Consider the following 14,960-nt stretch of genomic DNA (forward strand, 5'->3'; position numbering starts at 1 on the left):
ACCGCTGGCCCGACCACCTGAAGGGGGGAGAAGATGAAGGACCGCGCCGCCCGCATCCGCACCGGAACCCTGCCGAAGGCCCGGCAGGTGTCGGAGGATCCGCGCATCCACACGAGTCTCGCGCATCTGCGCAGCCTCGAGGGTCCGGCGCGCGGGCTCAGCTTCCTGCCGCGCCAGCCGGCGCAATCGGTGCTGAACGGCCGCCATGCCTCGCGGCTGCGCGGGCGCGGGCTCAACTTCGAGGAGCTGCGCGACTACCTGCCCGGCGACGACGTGCGCGCCATCGACTGGAAGGTCACCGCCCGCACCGGCGCGCCGCACGTTCGGGTGATGACCGAGGAGCGCGACCGCCCTGCCCTGCTGGTGGTCGACCAGCGCATGTCGATGTTCTTCGGCACGCGGCACAACATGAAGTCGGTGACCGCCGCCGAGGCCGCCGCGATGACCGCCTTCCGCATCCTGGACCAGGGCGACCGGGTGGGCGGCATCGTCTTCGGCGACGAGGTGCTGGCCGAGATCCGTCCGCAGCGCAGCCGCGCAGCGCTCAACCGCTTCCTCACCGCGCTGGCCGATGCCAGCGCGCTGCTGCACGCCGAGGCCCCCAACGTGACGCCCATCGGGCTCACGCAGGTGCTGCGCTCGGTGGCGCACATCGCCCGGCGCAACCACCTGATCGTGGTGCTGAGCGATTTCGACGGCATCGACGCCGAGACCGAGCGCGTGGTGGCGGCGCTGTCACGGCACAACGACCTGATCCTCGTGCCGGTCACCGATCCCAGCGCGGGCGAGCTGCCCCCGGGCCTGCGCCTCATCGTCACCGACGGCGCGCTGCAGGCCGAGATCGACACGGGATCCGCCGGCGCCCGGCAGGGGCTGGCCGAGATGTCACGCGGCCGGATCCGCGAGGTGCTCGACTGGCAGCGCCGCTTCGGCGTCGCGATCCTGCCGCTCTCCGCCGGAGAAGAGACCCTGCCGCAGATGCGCCGCCTGCTGGGGCTCGGGCCGCGATGACCGACGAGGACGCCCCGGAAACCGCCGAAAGCCTCGTCGCGCTCATCGACCTGCTGGTCGAGCCGGCGCCGCCCGTTCCGGTGCCGCTGACGCCGCAGACATGGGGCTGGGCGGCGCTCGCAGTGCTGCTGCTGGCCCTTGTGGCCTGGGGGCTCTGGCGCTGGCTGGCGCAGCGCCGTGCCAACGCCTACCGCCGCGCCGCGCTGGCCGATCTCGGCACCGCCGCCACCACCGCCGAGCTCGCCGAGATCCTGCGCCGCGCCGCGCTGGCCGCGTGGCCGCGCACCGAGGTCGCGGCGCTCGCGGGTGCCGACTGGACCCGCTTCCTCGACCGCACCGGCAAGGGCGAATTTCCTGCCGCCGCGGGCGAGGAACTGCGCCGCGCCACCTATCGCGACACCGGGACCGCGCCCTCGCCCGAGCTGCGCGCCGCCGCAGGCCGCTGGCTGCGCAGCCACCGCGCCGGGCCCCCTGTCGCGGGGGCGCCGTCATGATCCAGCTCGCCGCGCCCTGGATGCTGCTCCTGCTGCCGCTGCCGCTGCTGGTCTGGAAGCTGTTCCCGCCCCACCGCGAGCAGGAGGACGCCCTGCGCTTTCCCTTCTTCCGCCGCATCGCCGAGGCCGCGGGCGCAGAACCCCGCGCCGGTGCCGTGGTGCTGTCGCGTCCGAAGGTCTCGGTGATCGCGGCGTCGCTCTGCTGGGTCCTCGTTGTGCTGGCACTGGCCCGTCCCGAGCGGCTTGGCGCGCCGGTCACCATCGAGACTGCCGCGCGCGACGTGGTGCTCGCCATCGACATCTCGGGCTCCATGGACAGCCGCGATTTCACCGCCCCCGACGGCACCCGCAAGCAACGCCTCGCCGGGGTGCGCGACGTGGTGCGCGGCTTCGTCGAGGGCCGGGACGGCGACCGCATGGCACTGATCGTCTTCGGTTCGGCGGCCTACCTGCAGGCGCCGCTGACCGCCGATCTCGACGCCATCCTCGCCCTGCTCGACCGGACCGAGGTCGGCATGGCCGGGCCGCACACGGCGCTCGGCGATTCCATCGGCCTCGCCATCCGCACCTTCGAAAGCAGCGAGATCGACCAGCGCCTGCTGATCCTGCTGTCTGACGGGTCCGACACCGCCAGCCGGATGGACCCGGTCAACGCCGCCGAGATCGCCGCCGGGCGCGACGTCGAGATCTTCACAGTGGGCGTCGGCGATCCCGATGCCACCGGCGAGAACCGCGTCGACCTCGACACGCTGCGCGCCATCGCCGACCGCACCGGCGGCGCTTATTTCTTCGCCGCCGACGAGGCCGCGCTGACCGCGGTCTACGAGCGCATCGACGCGCTCGCCCCGCGCGAGACCGAGACGCTTTCGTTCCGCCCGCGCCGGTCGCTGTCGTGGCTGCCGCTGGGTCTTGCCGCGCTGGTGGGCCTTGCCTCGCTGGCCTTCCTGCGGCTGCGTCTCGGGCACCGCCGGGCGCGGCGCGACAGCGGGGCGGCGGCATGAGCGATCTGGCGTTCGTCCTCGAGGCCTTCCGCTTCCTGCGCCCGCTCTGGCTGCTGCTGATCCCGCTGGTGCTGCTGCTCTGGTGGTCGGTGCGCCGCGCCGACCGGCGCAAGCCGATGCTGGCCGAGGCCATCGCCCCCCACCTGCGCGAGGCGCTCACCGTCGGGCGCCGCGGCCGGCGCAGGCTGGCGCCGGTGGACAGCGTCGCCCTGATGCTGGTGCTCGCGGCCATCGGCGCCGCCGGGCCCACGTGGTCGCGCCAGCCCGACCCCTTCGCCGCCCAGTCCGCCCCCGCCGTGGTCGTGCTCGAGGTCACCGACAGCATGGAGGCCAGCGACGTCGCGCCCACGCGGCTCGAGCGTGGCAAGCAGAAGATCCGTGATTTCCTTGACCTGCGGGCCGGCGCGCGCACCGCGCTGGTGGCCTATGCCGGCACCGCCCACGCGGTGCTGCCGATGACCGAGGATCCGCAGGTCATGGTCCCCTATCTTGAAGGCCTCTCGCCGCAGGTCATGCCGCGCGAGGGCGCCCGCGCCGCCGAGGCGCTGCAGCTCGCGCAATCGCTTCTGGCCTCCGAGGCCAGCACCGGCGGCATCCTCTTCGTGAGCGACGGCATCGACGCGGCGGACGTCGCGGCGCTGAACGCCAGCCCGCAGCCGGTGGCGGTGCTGGCGATGCTGCCCGAGGGCACGCGCGACCGGGGCATCGACTCCCTGTCGGTGCCGGTGGTGACGGTAACGGCGGATGCGGGCGACGTGCGCCAGCTGGACGCGCTGCTGAACGCCGCCTACCGCCGCGCCCGGCTCGAGGAATCCGAGCAGCCGTGGGACGACCGCGCCCACTGGCTGGCCTGGCCCGCGGCGCTGATCCTGCTGCTCTGGTTCCGCCGCGGCTGGACCATGCGGTGGGCCGTGCTGGCCGCGCTGGCGCTGCTGCCCGGCGCCGAGGGTGCCCGCGCCGAGGGCATCGCCGACTGGTTCCTGACGCCGGACCAGCAGGGCCGGCTCGCCTACGAGAAACGCGACTACGAGCGCGCCGCCGAGCTGTTCACCGATCCGCTCTGGCGCGGCTATGCGCTTTACAAGGACGGCCAGTACAAGGCCGCCATCGAGGTGCTCGACCGGGTCGAGACCGCGCAGGCGGCGATGGTTCAGGGCATCGCGCAGATCAAGTCGCAGAGCTACCGCGACGGCGTGCGCGCCTTCGAGACCGCCCTCGCACGCGACCCGGACTACCCCGGCGCTGCCGAGAACCTCGCGACCGCCAAGCGCATCGTCTCCTACATCGAGACGCTTCAGGAAGGATCCGACACCGGTGAGGACACAGGCATCGGTGCCGACGAAGAGGTCTACGACAACGAAAGCGGCAGCGGCGAGGAGACCGAGCGCCCCGCGACGGCGGGCGCCGCGATGCTCACCGCAGACCAGTGGATGACCACGGTGGACAGCCGCACCGACGAGTTCCTGCGGCTGCGCTTCGCGCTGGAGGCGTCGCAGCCAGCGCCCCCGCAGGAGGGCACAGAGCCATGATCCGCGCAGCGCTTCTCGTGCTTGCCCTGCTCCTGCCGCTGCGGCTTGCGGCGCAGGAGGAGGCGCTCGCCCCGGAGCTTCTGGTGGAGTTCCCCGAGACCGAGGCCATCCCCGGCCAGTTCCTGAACCTGCGTCTCACGGTGCTGGTGCCGACCTTCATGCCGAAGCCGCCGCAGTGGCCGGGCTTCGAGGCGCCGAACCTGATCGTGCGGCTGCCCGAGGGCTCCACCAATCCGACCTCGAAGCGGGTGAACGGCGAGACATGGTCCGGGATCACCCGCCGCTACCGCATCGCGCCGATGGTGCCGGGCGACTTCACCCTGCCGCCGCAGCAGGTGCGGATCACCTATCGCAACCCCGAGGGCCTCGACGATCTGACCGCTACCCTGACGACCGGGGCCATCGTCTTCTCCGGCATCCTGCCCGAGGGGGCCGAGGGGCTCGACCCGTTCCTCGCCGCCTCGGATCTGGTGCTGACGCAGGAGATCGAGGGCACGCCCGAGGCCATGGAGCCCGGCGACAGCCTGTCGCTGCGGCTGGTCGCCGGGGTCGAGGGCGTCTCGCCGATGTTCCTGCCGCCGCTGCTGCCTCGGGTCGCGCTCGAGGGGTTGGCGGCCTATCCCGACGAGCCGCAGCTGGCCGAGACGGACGACCGCGGCGTGCTGAGCGGCACCCGCACCGAAAGCGTGACCTACGTGGCCGAGGCCGGCGGCGGCGGCACCGTCCCGGCCGTCGATCTGCAGTGGTACGACATCGACGACGGCACCGTGAAGACCGCCTCGGTCGGACCGGTCACGCTGCAGGTGGACGGACCTCGGGCAACGGGCGCCGCGCCGCTCGACCTGCGCCGCCTCCTGCTTCTTGGGCTGGCCGTCGTGGTGGGGCTGGCGGTGGTGATCGCACTGCTGCGGCGGGCACTGCCGGTGCTTGCCCTCCGTCGCGAAGAGCACAGGGCCCGGATACTGGCCTCAGAGGCCCACGCCTGGCAACAGCTCTCGCAGGCGGTGGCCCGGCGCGACGACGCGGCGCTGCGCCCGGCGCTCGACCTCTGGGCCTCACGCTGCGACGGCGCCGACCCGCGCCGCACGCCGGCGGTACAGAACGCCCTGCTGGCGCTCGGGGCGGCGTGCTATGGCAGGGGCGAAACCAAGGCCCCAGCCTCCTGGGCAGCGCTTGACACGGCGCTGAGCGAGGCGCGCGGCAGGCTGCGGCGGCATCGCGACACGTCGCCCCTGCCCCCGCTCAACCCGGGCCACGCGGGCTAGGGTCAGCGCGGGTTTTCGGGGAACCGCGCCCGGGTGCGGTTGGCGAAGGCCACCAGCGACAGCATCACCGGGACCTCGACCAGAACGCCCACCACCGTGGCCAGCGCCGCGCCAGAGTTCAGCCCGAAGAGCGAGATCGCGACGGCGACCGCCAGCTCGAAGAAGTTCGACGTGCCGATCATCGCGCAGGGCGCCGCGATCCGGTGCGGCACTTTCAGGACCCATGCCGCGCCATAGGCCAGCGCGAAGATGCCGTAGCTCTGGATCAGGATCGGCACCGCGATCAGCGCGATCACCAGCGGCCGCGCAAGGATCACCTCACCCTGCAGCCCGAAGAGGATCGCCACGGTCGCCACGAGCCCCACCATCGAGAGCGGCTTCACCCGCGCTGAGAACGCCGCGATGGCCGCCTCCGAGCCCAGCAGCCGGCGCGTCAGAAGCCCGGCGAGCAGCGGCAGCAGCACGTAAAGCACGGTGGCCAGCACCAGCGTGCTCCACGGCACGGTGATCTCGGTCACGCCCAGCAGGAAGGCCACGATGGGCGCGAAGGCCACCACCATGATGAGGTCGTTCACCGACACCTGCACCAGCGTGTAGGTGGCGTCGCCCCGGGTGAGCTGCGACCACACGAAGACCATGGCGGTGCAGGGCGCGGCGCCCAGCAGGATCAGCCCGGCCGTGTATTGCGCCGCATCCTCGGGCGCGATCCACGGCGCGAAGACACGGTCGAAGAACAGCACCGCCAGCAGCGCCATGGTGAAGGGCTTGACCAGCCAGTTCACCGCAAGCGTCACCAGCAGCCCCTTGGGCTGTCGCGCCACCCCGGCGACGGCGCCGAAATCGACGCCCACCATCATCGGGTAGACCATGGCCCAGATCAGCACCGCCACCACGAGGTTGATCGACGCCACCTCGGCCGCGGCAACCGCCCCCATCAAGCCCGGCGCCACCAGCCCGAGCGCGATGCCGCCCACCATCGCCAGCGCGACCCAGAGCGTCAGGAACCGTTCGAAGCGGCCCATCGGGGCGGGCGCGGTGCAGGATGCGTCGGACATGGCGGAACCTCACGGGCGGGCGGCGACGGACGCTCGCTGATGTTTCGTCATTTCGGGGATTCCCGAAGTGAGAACTCAGCTAGCCGACGCCCCCTCCGCTTGTCAAGTTTCGTCATTTCGGGCAGGATCGAAATATGAACAAGACCACCGCCATCGACGCCTTCTCGGCCCTCGCCCACGACACGCGGCTGTCGATCTTCCAGCTGCTGGTCACCCGCGGCCCCGGGGGAACGCCGGCGATGGAGGTGGCACGGCTGCTCGGCGCCAAGCCCTCGACGCTGTCGGGCCATCTCGCCACGCTCAGGCGCGCCGGGCTCGTCCGCGCCACCCGGCAGCAGCGCGAGATCCTCTACGCGGCGAACCTCGACACGGTGAGCGGGCTCGTCACCTTCCTGCTGCGCGATTGCTGCAAGGGCACCGGCACCGAGTGTCTCGACCTCTCGGCGCTGCTGCCCGACCGCGACGCCTGCTGACGCCGCGGGGCCCCGGGCCGGATCAGACCGGCACCAGCCGTCCCTCGTCCAGCCGCACCTGACGGTCCATGCGCGAGGCCAGCTCGAGGTTGTGCGTCGCGATCACCGCGCAGAGCCCGGTCTCGCGCACGAGGCTCATCAGCGCCCCGAACACCGTGTCAGAGGTTGCGGGATCGAGATTCCCCGTAGGCTCGTCCGCCAGCAGCAGCTTCGGCGTGTTGGCCATGGCCCGGCAGAAGGCCACCCGCTGCTGCTCGCCCCCCGACAGCGCCGCCGGCCGATGCTCGGCCCGGCTCTCGACGCCGACGCTGGCAAGCAGCGCCCGGGCGCGCTCTTCCGCGGCCGCGCGGGCGGTGCCGTTGGCGAGCTGCGGCAGCACGATGTTCTCGAGCGCGGTGAACTCGGGCAACAGGTGGTGGAACTGGTAGACGAACCCCACCTCCTGCCGCCGCAGGATGGTGCGGCGCCGGTCCGAGGCCGCCCCCAGCGCCTCTCCCGCGATGGCGACCTCGCCCCGGTCGGCGGTGTCCAGCAGGCCCGCGATGTGCAGCAGCGTCGACTTGCCCGCCCCGGAGGGCGCCACCAGCGCCACGACCTCGCCGCGACCGACGGTCAGGTCCGCGCCGCGCAGCACGGCCACCTCGTTGGGACGGCCGGGGTTGTAGCGTTTCTCGATGCCCTCAAGGCGCAGGATTTCCTCATTCATAGCGCAGCGCCTCCACGGGGTTCATCCGCGCCGCACGGCGGGCGGGAAAGATCGTCACGACGAAGGACAGCCCGAGCGAGAGCGCCATGGCGCTGAGCACGTCGCCGAATTGCAGCTTGGCGGGCAGCGAGTAGATGCCGCGCACCGCCGGATCCCAGACCCCGCCACCCGCGACGTAGTTCACGAACGAGAAGATCGGATCGATGTAGATGGCGAAGAGACAGCCGAGGATCACCCCCAGCAGCGTGCCCAGCACCCCGGTGAAGGCGCCGCAGATGAAGAACACCCGCAGCACCGAGCCCTCGGTCAGCCCCATGGTGCGCAGGATGCCGATGTCGCGCCCCTTGTTCTTGACCAGCATGATCAGCCCCGAGACGATGTTCATGGTGGCGATCAGCACCAGCACCGAGAGGATCACGAACATCACGTTGTCCTCGACCTCGAGCGCCCGGAGAAACGCCCCCGACGCATCCTGCCAGGTCCAGATCAGCGCGCCCTGCCCGGCCGCCTGCTGCACGCCGAGCGCGATGTCCTCGACATGCTCCGGGTCCTCGGTCATCACCTCGAGCTCGTCGGCGACACCCTCGCGGTTGAAATAGAGCTGCGCCTCCTCGAAGGGCATGTAGGCGCGGGTCCGGTCGATGTCGTAGCGCCCGGCGGTGAAGATGTAGACGACCTCGTAGCTCACCACCCGCGGCGACACCCCGAAGGCGGTCTTCACCCCGTCGGGCGAGATCAGCCGCACCTCGTCGCCGACGCCGACGCCAAGCTCGCGCGCCACGCCCGAACCGATGGCGATGCCCTCGTCGAAGCGCGCGATGTCGCCCTGCCCGGTCTCGGGATCGGCGATGCGCGGGATGGCGGCAAGGTCGTCGGCGGCGATGCCGAAGACCTCGACCCCGGCGTTGCGGCCGTTGGCGGTGCCCATGACCTGCCCCTTCACCAGCGGCGCCACGCGGGTCACCCCCGGCACCTCCGCCACCCGCTCGGCGCGCTGGGTGTAATCGGGGAAGGTGCGCACCACCCGGCCGAACTCGTCCTCGCGGCTCTGGGCGTAGACGGTCACGTGGGCGTTGGCGCCGAGGATGGTGTCGACGAACTCGGCCCGGAAGCCCGAGCGCACCGACAGCGTGGCGATCAGCGCGAAGACCGCGAGGGTGATGCCCACGAGGCTGATCCAGGTCATCACGCTGACCCCGCCCTCGGCGCGGCGGGCGCGGAGATAGCGCCAGGCGATCATCCACTCGAAGGGGGCGAAGGGGGGCGGTGTGCTGGCCATGCGGGACGGCGCCTTTCGGTTCATCTGCTCGCGGCGGAAACTGGCGCGTCTCCCCCATGCGGTCAAGGCAAAGCCCGTTGAAAACGAGCGGCACGCCGATATACTCGCGCCATGTTGCGCTGGACCCGACTCACCGAACGGCAGATCCGCAAGGCCGAAGCCGAGGGCAAGCTCTCGGGCCTCGAGGGCGAGGGCAAACCGCTGCCCGACCGCTCCGCCGAGGCGCATCTCGACGCGGGCGAGGCGGTGGGCTTCCGGATGATGGCCGAGGCCGGCGCCCTGCCCGAGGAGATCCGGCTCAAGGCCCAGCTCGACGCCGCCCGCACCGACTGGCAGGCCGCCAGCGATCCCGCCGAGAAGAAACGCCACATGGCCCGCATCGCCGACCTGCAGATGCGCCACGAGATCGCCCGCGACGCCCGCCGCAAGTTTTTGCGCTGACCCCGCCCCGCGACAGGGCCCGCCGACACGGCGCGCGCCCCACCCTCCAACTTTCCAAGCAAACGCCGGGGAGTCTGCCGCGGGCAGACGGGGCAGAGCGCCTGTTCCCTCACCACCCGGCGCAACCCCCCTCTCCCCTTCCCACCAACGACAAGGTCCGCCTGCCAAGCGCGATCCCCGCCCTTCATCTTGCCAAATAAACTCCGGGGAGTCTGCCGCAGGCAGACGGGGCAGAGCCCCTCTTCCATCCCCACCGGGCGCAGCCTCCCTCTCCCCTTCCCACACCCCCGCCGCAACCGATCTGCCCCGCTCGGCCCCCATCACCTGCCATTGCGCTTGACCGCCTAAGCACCGGCGCAGTAGGGATTTCCTCCATGACAGGACCGCGCTTTCCCGACCTCATCGCCAGCCTTCCCGCAACCGTGCCCTTCGTGGGGCCCGAGGAACTCGAGCGCGCGCAGGGCTTTGCCTTCCGCGCACGGCTCGGCGCCAACGAGAGCGTCTTCGGCCCCTCGCCCCGCGCCGTCGAGGCCATGCGGGCGGCCGATGCGGAGATCTGGAAATATGCCGACCCCAGCCATCTCGCGCTCAAGACCGAACTGGCGGGACGACTCGGTTGCGGCCCTGCCAACATCGTCTTCGGCGAAGGCATCGACGGGCTGCTGGGCTATCTCGTGCGTCTGCTGGTCTCGCCCGGCGACGCGGTGGTGACTTCGGACGGCGCCTATCCGACCTTCAATTTCCACGTCTCCGGCTTCGGCGGCGTGCTGCACAAGGTCCCCTACCGCGACGACGCCGAGGACATCGCGGCGCTCTTCGCGCGGGCGGCCGAGGTCGACGCCAAGATCGTCTACCTCGCCAATCCCGACAACCCGATGGGAAGCTGCCACCCGGGCCAGGCCATCGAGGAGGCGCTGCCGCTCTTGCCCGAGGGCTGCGTGCTGGCGCTCGACGAGGCCTATATCGAGTTCGCCCCCGAGGGCACGGCGCCCGTCATCGCGATCGACCATCCCCGCGTCGTCCGCTTCCGCACCTTCTCCAAGGCCTATGGCATGGCCGGCGCGCGGGTGGGCTACGCCTTCGGTGACGCGCCGCTGATCGGCGCCTTCGACAAAATCCGAAACCACTTCGCCATGAACCGCGCGGCACAGGCCGGCGCGCTGGCGGCGCTGTGCGACGACGCATGGCTCGACGAGGTGCGTGGCAAGGTCTCGGCAGCGCGCGAACGCATCGCCCGGATCGCCGCCGACAACGGGCTGAGCGCCTTGCCCTCGGCCACCAATTTCGTCGCGGTCGACTGCGGCAAGGACGGCCCCCATGCCCGTGCCGTGCTGCAGGCGCTGGCCCGGCGCGGCGTCTTCGTGCGCATGCCCTTCGTGGCACCGCAGGACCGCTGCATCCGCATCAGCGCCGGCACCGAGGCGGATCTCGACATCCTCGCCGAGGCGCTTCCCGAGGCGCTGGCGGAGCTGCGCGAAGCAACGGATTGAACGAATTCGGAGCCTCGGGAGTTACCCTTCCGAAAGGCTTCCGCGGCAAGGCTCGTCACGTAGGGTCCGCGCGTCGCGCGCCTTCGGACCCCGTTCCCTTTCGCGAGGATGCCCCGTCATGGACGACCAGACCCGCCAACCGGCACCGGACTACACCAGCTCAGCGCTCTTCTTCATCTTCATCAACATGCTGTGGATCTTCGGCGTGATCTGGGTGCACTGGGGGCTGGGTGCCGTGGCCATCGCCGGCGTCGGCGTCAATCACCTGATCACCATGCTCGACGACCGCATCAAGCGCGACGCCACCGCCCCGGACCGCTGAGCGGCGACGTCGCGGGCAGGTCCTCCCCGCCCGCGACGCGTGTTCGCGCGCACCCGGCCCCGGCAAACGGTCAGGCGCCGCCGATCACCTCCGCCGCCGCCGCGACACCTCCGCGGCCATGCGGCACGCCGAGCGCCTGAAGCCCCGCCTCGATCACGCCGAGCGCACCGAGGATCATGTGCGCGTTGACGTGGCCCATGTGCCCGATCCGGAAGAAGCCGGTGCCGGCGGGATCGTCGGGCTCGGACATGCCGAGGCCGATGCCCAGCGTCAGCCCGGCGCGGCTGTCGGTCCATTCCCGCAGCTGCGCGCCGTAGGGCGCCCCGATGCGCAGCGCCGACACTGCGTGGCTGCGCAGCGCCGGATCGGCGATGTTCATCGACATCGGCCCTTCCGAGCCCCAGACGTCGACCGCCGCCCAGACCGCACGGGCCAGCGTCTCGTGCCGCCTCCAGATCGCCTCGAGCCCCTCCTCGCGGATCATGTCGAGCGCGACGCGCAGCCCGTACAGATGATGCGCGGGCGCGGTGCCGCCGAAATACTGGTAGAAGAACTCGGGGGTCGCGCGCGGCGTCCAGTCCCAGTAGCGGCTGACCCGCTTCATCGCGGCCCGGCGCTCGGCCGCGCGGTCGTTGAAGAAGACGAAGGCCATGCCCGGAGGCACCATCAGGCCCTTCTGCGAGCCCGCCACCATCACGTCGGCGCCCCAGGCGTCCATCTCGAAGCGGTCGCAGCCGAGCGAGGCGATACAGTCCACCATCAGCAGCGCCGGGTGGCCGGTCTCGTCGAGCACGCGGCGCACCGCGGCGACGTCGTTGCGGACCGAGGTCGCGGTGTCCACGTGGGTCACCAGCACCGCCTTCAGCGCGTGTTCGGTGTCGGCGGCCAGCGCCTCGGCGATTCGGGCCGGGTCCAGCGGCCCCTTGCGGCCGAATTCGATCACCTGCGGCTCGATGCCGAGACCCGTCGCCATGTCCGCCCAGCCATGGCCGAACCGCCCGGTGGCCGCTACCAGGATCCGGTCGCCTTCGGCCACCACGTTCGACAGCGCAGCCTCCCAGGCGCCGTGACCGTTGGCGATGTAGATGGCGACGTGCCCCTCTGTCTGCGCGACATATTTCAGGTCGGGCACCATGCCGCGCACCATCTCGACAAGCTCGCCCTCGTAGATGTTGGGCGATGCGCGGTGCATGGCGCGCAACACTGCATCGGGCATGACGGACGGGCCGGGAATGGCCAGGTAGGGGCGGCCGTGAGCTAGCGACATGGGAGACTCCGTGAAACAGGCCCCTTGAAATGACGGCCCGAGCGCCAAACTATCCGCAGTCGCGGCGGCGTCAATCCGCCCCGCGGCTTGCCACGCGGGGGCAAGGTCACTAAACCCGCGATTGACTTCCGTGGAGACGACATGCTGACGCAGCTTTGGGAAAAGATCGAGAATGCCGAGCGGCGCCTGCGCCGGTCCTTCGGCAAGGACATCTCGACGCCGGGATCGCGGGCGCTCTCCACTTTCCATTACCATCTGTTCGACCACGCCTGGCTGCGCACGGTTTGGACGAACTTCTGGGAGATCGCGCCCGGCGTCTGGCGGTCGAACCACCCCACCCACCGGCGGTTCGAGAAATATGCCAAGATGGGGATCAAGACGGTCATCACCCTGCGCGGCGAGGAGAAATTCTCGCACTACCTCTTCGAGAAGGAGAGCTGCGAGGCGCTCGGGCTCAAGCTCGAGCACGCCAAACTCTGGGCCCGGATGGCGCCCAAGCGCGCCCGCATCCTGCATCTGATCGAGACCATGCGCACCGTCGAGCGTCCGATGATGTTCCACTGCAAGTCCGGCGCCGACCGCGCGGGCTTTGCCTCGGCGGTCTACCTGATGGTGTTCGAGGGCGTGCCGGTCGAAGAGGCACGCAAGCAACTCGGGCTGAAGTACATCCACCTGGAATTCACCAAGACCGGGATCCAGGGCTACATCCTCGACACATACGCGGCGCGCAACCGGCGCGAGCCCATCGGCTTCGAGGACTGGATCGCCACCGAATACGACGCCCGGAAACTGCAGGCGGGCTTCGACGCCAAGCGCCCGCCGGAAGAGCTGGCGTGACCAAGGCGCCGCCCAACGCGAAGGGGCTCTTCGTCTGGCTCTGGTGGGGATACCTCTGGAAGCATCGCTGGCTGCTGGCCATCGCGCTGATCTTCATGGCGATCGAAGGCTCGATGTTCGGGCTGCTCAGCTACATGATGAAGCCGATGTTCGACCAGGTCTTCGTTGGTGGCAACGCCGGCGCGCTGTGGTGGGTCGGGCTGGTGATCTTCGGCAGCTTCCTGGTGCGCGCCACAGCGAGTGTGGTGCAGAAGGTGCTGCTGACCCGGATCTCGGAAGAGACCGTGGGCGACATCCGCAACGACCTGCTGCGCCACCTGATGACCCTCGACGGCAGTTTCCACCAGGCCCACGGGCCGGGCTACCTGATGCAGCGGGTCGAGGGCGACGTGGGCCAGATCAGCAAGGTCTGGCGCATCATCATCACCGGCGCCGGGCGTGACGTCATCGCGCTGGTCTCACTTTTCGCCGTGGCGCTGGGAATCGACTGGCACTGGACGCTGGTGGCGCTCGTCGGGGCCCCGCTCATGGTGCTGCCTTCGATCCTCGTGCAGCGTTACGTGCGTGGCAATGCCCGCAAGGCGCGCGACATCGCGGCAGGGCTGTCGGTGCGGCTCAACGAGGTGTTCCACGGCATCGTCCCGGTCAAGCTCAACCGGCTCGAAGACTATCAGGCGGCGCGCTATCGCAAGCTGACCGACGACCGGATCACGGCCGAGACCCGCTCGGCGCTGGGGCAGAGCTCGATTCCCGGACTCATCGACATTATGGCGGGCATCGGCTTCCTCGGCGTGTTGTTCTACGGCGGCAGCGAGATCATCGCCGGCACCAAGACCGTCGGCGATTTCATGGCCTTCTTCACCGCCATCGCGCTGGCCTTCGAGCCGCTGCGCAGGCTGGGTGCGGTCAGCGGCAGCTGGCAGATCGCCGCCGCCTCGATCGAGCGCCTGAAGGAGCTTCTGGACACCGTTCCGGACCTGCGCGATCCGCCTTCCCCCCGCCCCGCGCCCGAGGCCGTGCCCGAGGTCGTGCTCGACAACGTCACCCTGCGTTACGGCGACCAGCCGGTGCTGCGCGGCGCGAGCTTCGTGGCCGAGGCCCGCAAGACCACGGCGCTGGTGGGCGCTTCGGGCGCCGGCAAGTCCACGGTCTTCAACCTGCTCACCCGCCTCGTCGACCCCGAGGGCGGCCGGGTCGAGATCGGCGGCGTCCCGGTGCAGGACATGCGCCTCTCGGACCTGCGCGGCTTGTTCTCTGTGGTCAGCCAGGAAGCGTTGCTGTTCGACGAATCCCTGCGCGACAACATCCTGCTCGGCCGCAAGGACGTGACCGAGGAACGTCTCGAACAGGTGCTCGAAGCGGCGCATGTGGCCGACTTCCTGCCCCGGCTCGAGGGCGGGCTCGACGCGCAGGTGGGTCCCCGCGGCTCGTCGCTGTCGGGCGGCCAGCGCCAGCGCGTCGCCATCGCCCGCGCCATCCTGCGCGATACGCCGATCCTGCTGCTCGACGAGGCCACCTCGGCCCTCGACGTGCAGTCCGAGGCAGTGGTGCAGGCCGCGCTCGACCGGCTGGCCCAAGGCCGCACGACCCTCGTGATCGCGCACCGCCTCTCGACCGTGCGCCACGCCGACAAGATCGTGGTCATGGATCAGGGCCGAGTCGTCGAGGAAGGCACGCACGATGCCCTTCTTGAGCGCAACGGCGCCTATGCGCGACTTCATGCCATGCAGTTCGCGGAAAGCTGACCGGCCCCCACTCGCAACTCCCGCCAAGCCGCTTTAAGCTGCGAG

Annotated in this window: 15 protein-coding genes; 11 read left to right on the forward strand and 4 right to left on the reverse strand. The window is 70.6% G+C overall.

The genetic code is table 11. The features are described from left to right. The first annotated feature begins 33 nt into the window (after positions 1-33). The 5 genes from BLQ77_RS00090 to BLQ77_RS00110 are packed head-to-tail and all read left to right on the forward strand — an operon-like array spanning position 34 to position 5,300. Positions 34-1,011 (forward strand): DUF58 domain-containing protein, encoded by a 978-nt coding sequence (locus BLQ77_RS00090; RefSeq protein WP_089953979.1) that lies wholly within the window; start codon positions 34-36, stop codon positions 1,009-1,011. Beyond that, entirely contained in the window at positions 1,008-1,505 is a 498-nt protein-coding gene (locus tag BLQ77_RS00095) for a DUF4381 domain-containing protein (RefSeq protein WP_089953982.1), read from the forward strand. The genes BLQ77_RS00090 and BLQ77_RS00095 overlap by 4 nt, the downstream gene beginning before the upstream one ends. Beyond that, positions 1,502-2,506 carry a VWA domain-containing protein gene (locus BLQ77_RS00100; protein WP_089953984.1) on the forward strand — a complete coding sequence of 335 codons (1,005 nt, stop codon included), beginning with the start codon at positions 1,502-1,504 and terminating at the stop codon, positions 2,504-2,506. The genes BLQ77_RS00095 and BLQ77_RS00100 overlap by 4 nt, the downstream gene beginning before the upstream one ends. Then, positions 2,503-4,035, forward strand: coding sequence for a VWA domain-containing protein (locus tag BLQ77_RS00105; protein ID WP_089953987.1), 1,533 nt, complete (start codon positions 2,503-2,505; stop codon positions 4,033-4,035). The genes BLQ77_RS00100 and BLQ77_RS00105 overlap by 4 nt, the downstream gene beginning before the upstream one ends. Beyond that, positions 4,032-5,300 carry a BatD family protein gene (locus BLQ77_RS00110; RefSeq protein ID WP_089953989.1) on the forward strand — a complete coding sequence of 423 codons (1,269 nt, stop codon included), beginning with the start codon at positions 4,032-4,034 and terminating at the stop codon, positions 5,298-5,300. The genes BLQ77_RS00105 and BLQ77_RS00110 overlap by 4 nt, the downstream gene beginning before the upstream one ends. Positions 5,301-5,302: 2 nt before the next feature. Here BLQ77_RS00110 and arsB read toward each other — a convergent pair whose 3' ends face one another. Further along, positions 5,303-6,355, reverse strand: a complete 1,053-nt coding sequence (arsB, locus tag BLQ77_RS00115; RefSeq protein ID WP_089953991.1) for an ACR3 family arsenite efflux transporter — start codon at positions 6,353-6,355, stop codon at positions 5,303-5,305. Positions 6,356-6,489: 134 nt separating this feature from the next. Between arsB and BLQ77_RS00120 the strand changes: the two genes are divergently transcribed. Next, positions 6,490-6,828, forward strand: a complete 339-nt coding sequence (locus tag BLQ77_RS00120) for an ArsR/SmtB family transcription factor (protein ID WP_089953996.1) — start codon at positions 6,490-6,492, stop codon at positions 6,826-6,828. Positions 6,829-6,850: 22 nt separating this feature from the next. Here BLQ77_RS00120 and BLQ77_RS00125 read toward each other — a convergent pair whose 3' ends face one another. Together BLQ77_RS00125 and BLQ77_RS00130 are read right to left on the reverse strand one after the other, a co-directional pair. Next, entirely contained in the window at positions 6,851-7,534 is a 684-nt protein-coding gene (locus BLQ77_RS00125; RefSeq protein ID WP_089953999.1) for an ABC transporter ATP-binding protein, read from the reverse strand. Then, positions 7,527-8,813: a lipoprotein-releasing ABC transporter permease subunit gene (locus BLQ77_RS00130; protein ID WP_089954002.1), complete on the reverse strand. Its 1,287-nt coding sequence runs from the start codon at positions 8,811-8,813 to the stop codon at positions 7,527-7,529. Before BLQ77_RS00130 ends, BLQ77_RS00125 begins: the two co-directional genes overlap by 8 nt. 111 nt (positions 8,814-8,924) lie before the next feature. Between BLQ77_RS00130 and BLQ77_RS00135 the strand changes: the two genes are divergently transcribed. From BLQ77_RS00135 to BLQ77_RS00145, 3 genes are all read left to right on the forward strand, one after another. Then, the gene (locus BLQ77_RS00135) at positions 8,925-9,254 is read left to right on the forward strand and encodes a DnaJ family domain-containing protein (RefSeq protein ID WP_089954006.1); all 330 of its coding nucleotides are present in this window, start codon (positions 8,925-8,927) and stop codon (positions 9,252-9,254) included. Between the two features lie 374 nt (positions 9,255-9,628). Next, the gene (locus BLQ77_RS00140; RefSeq protein ID WP_089954008.1) at positions 9,629-10,744 is read left to right on the forward strand and encodes a pyridoxal phosphate-dependent aminotransferase; all 1,116 of its coding nucleotides are present in this window, start codon (positions 9,629-9,631) and stop codon (positions 10,742-10,744) included. Between the two features lie 118 nt (positions 10,745-10,862). Beyond that, positions 10,863-11,066, forward strand: a complete 204-nt coding sequence (locus BLQ77_RS00145) for a hypothetical protein (protein ID WP_008886262.1) — start codon at positions 10,863-10,865, stop codon at positions 11,064-11,066. 70 nt (positions 11,067-11,136) lie between these two features. Here BLQ77_RS00145 and BLQ77_RS00150 read toward each other — a convergent pair whose 3' ends face one another. Next, positions 11,137-12,333: a pyridoxal-phosphate-dependent aminotransferase family protein gene (locus BLQ77_RS00150; protein WP_089954012.1), complete on the reverse strand. Its 1,197-nt coding sequence runs from the start codon at positions 12,331-12,333 to the stop codon at positions 11,137-11,139. Positions 12,334-12,474: 141 nt separating this feature from the next. On the opposite strand from BLQ77_RS00150, the gene BLQ77_RS00155 reads away from it, so the two are divergent. Both BLQ77_RS00155 and BLQ77_RS00160 read left to right on the forward strand, forming a co-directional pair. After that, entirely contained in the window at positions 12,475-13,170 is a 696-nt protein-coding gene (locus tag BLQ77_RS00155) for a phosphatase domain-containing protein (RefSeq protein ID WP_008885122.1), read from the forward strand. Continuing rightward, positions 13,167-14,915 (forward strand): ABC transporter ATP-binding protein, encoded by a 1,749-nt coding sequence (locus BLQ77_RS00160; RefSeq protein WP_089954014.1) that lies wholly within the window; start codon positions 13,167-13,169, stop codon positions 14,913-14,915. Before BLQ77_RS00155 ends, BLQ77_RS00160 begins: the two co-directional genes overlap by 4 nt. The last annotated feature ends 45 nt before the right edge of the window (positions 14,916-14,960 follow it).

The organism is Salipiger thiooxidans (assembly GCF_900102075.1).
Lineage (GTDB): Bacteria > Pseudomonadota > Alphaproteobacteria > Rhodobacterales > Rhodobacteraceae > Salipiger > Salipiger thiooxidans.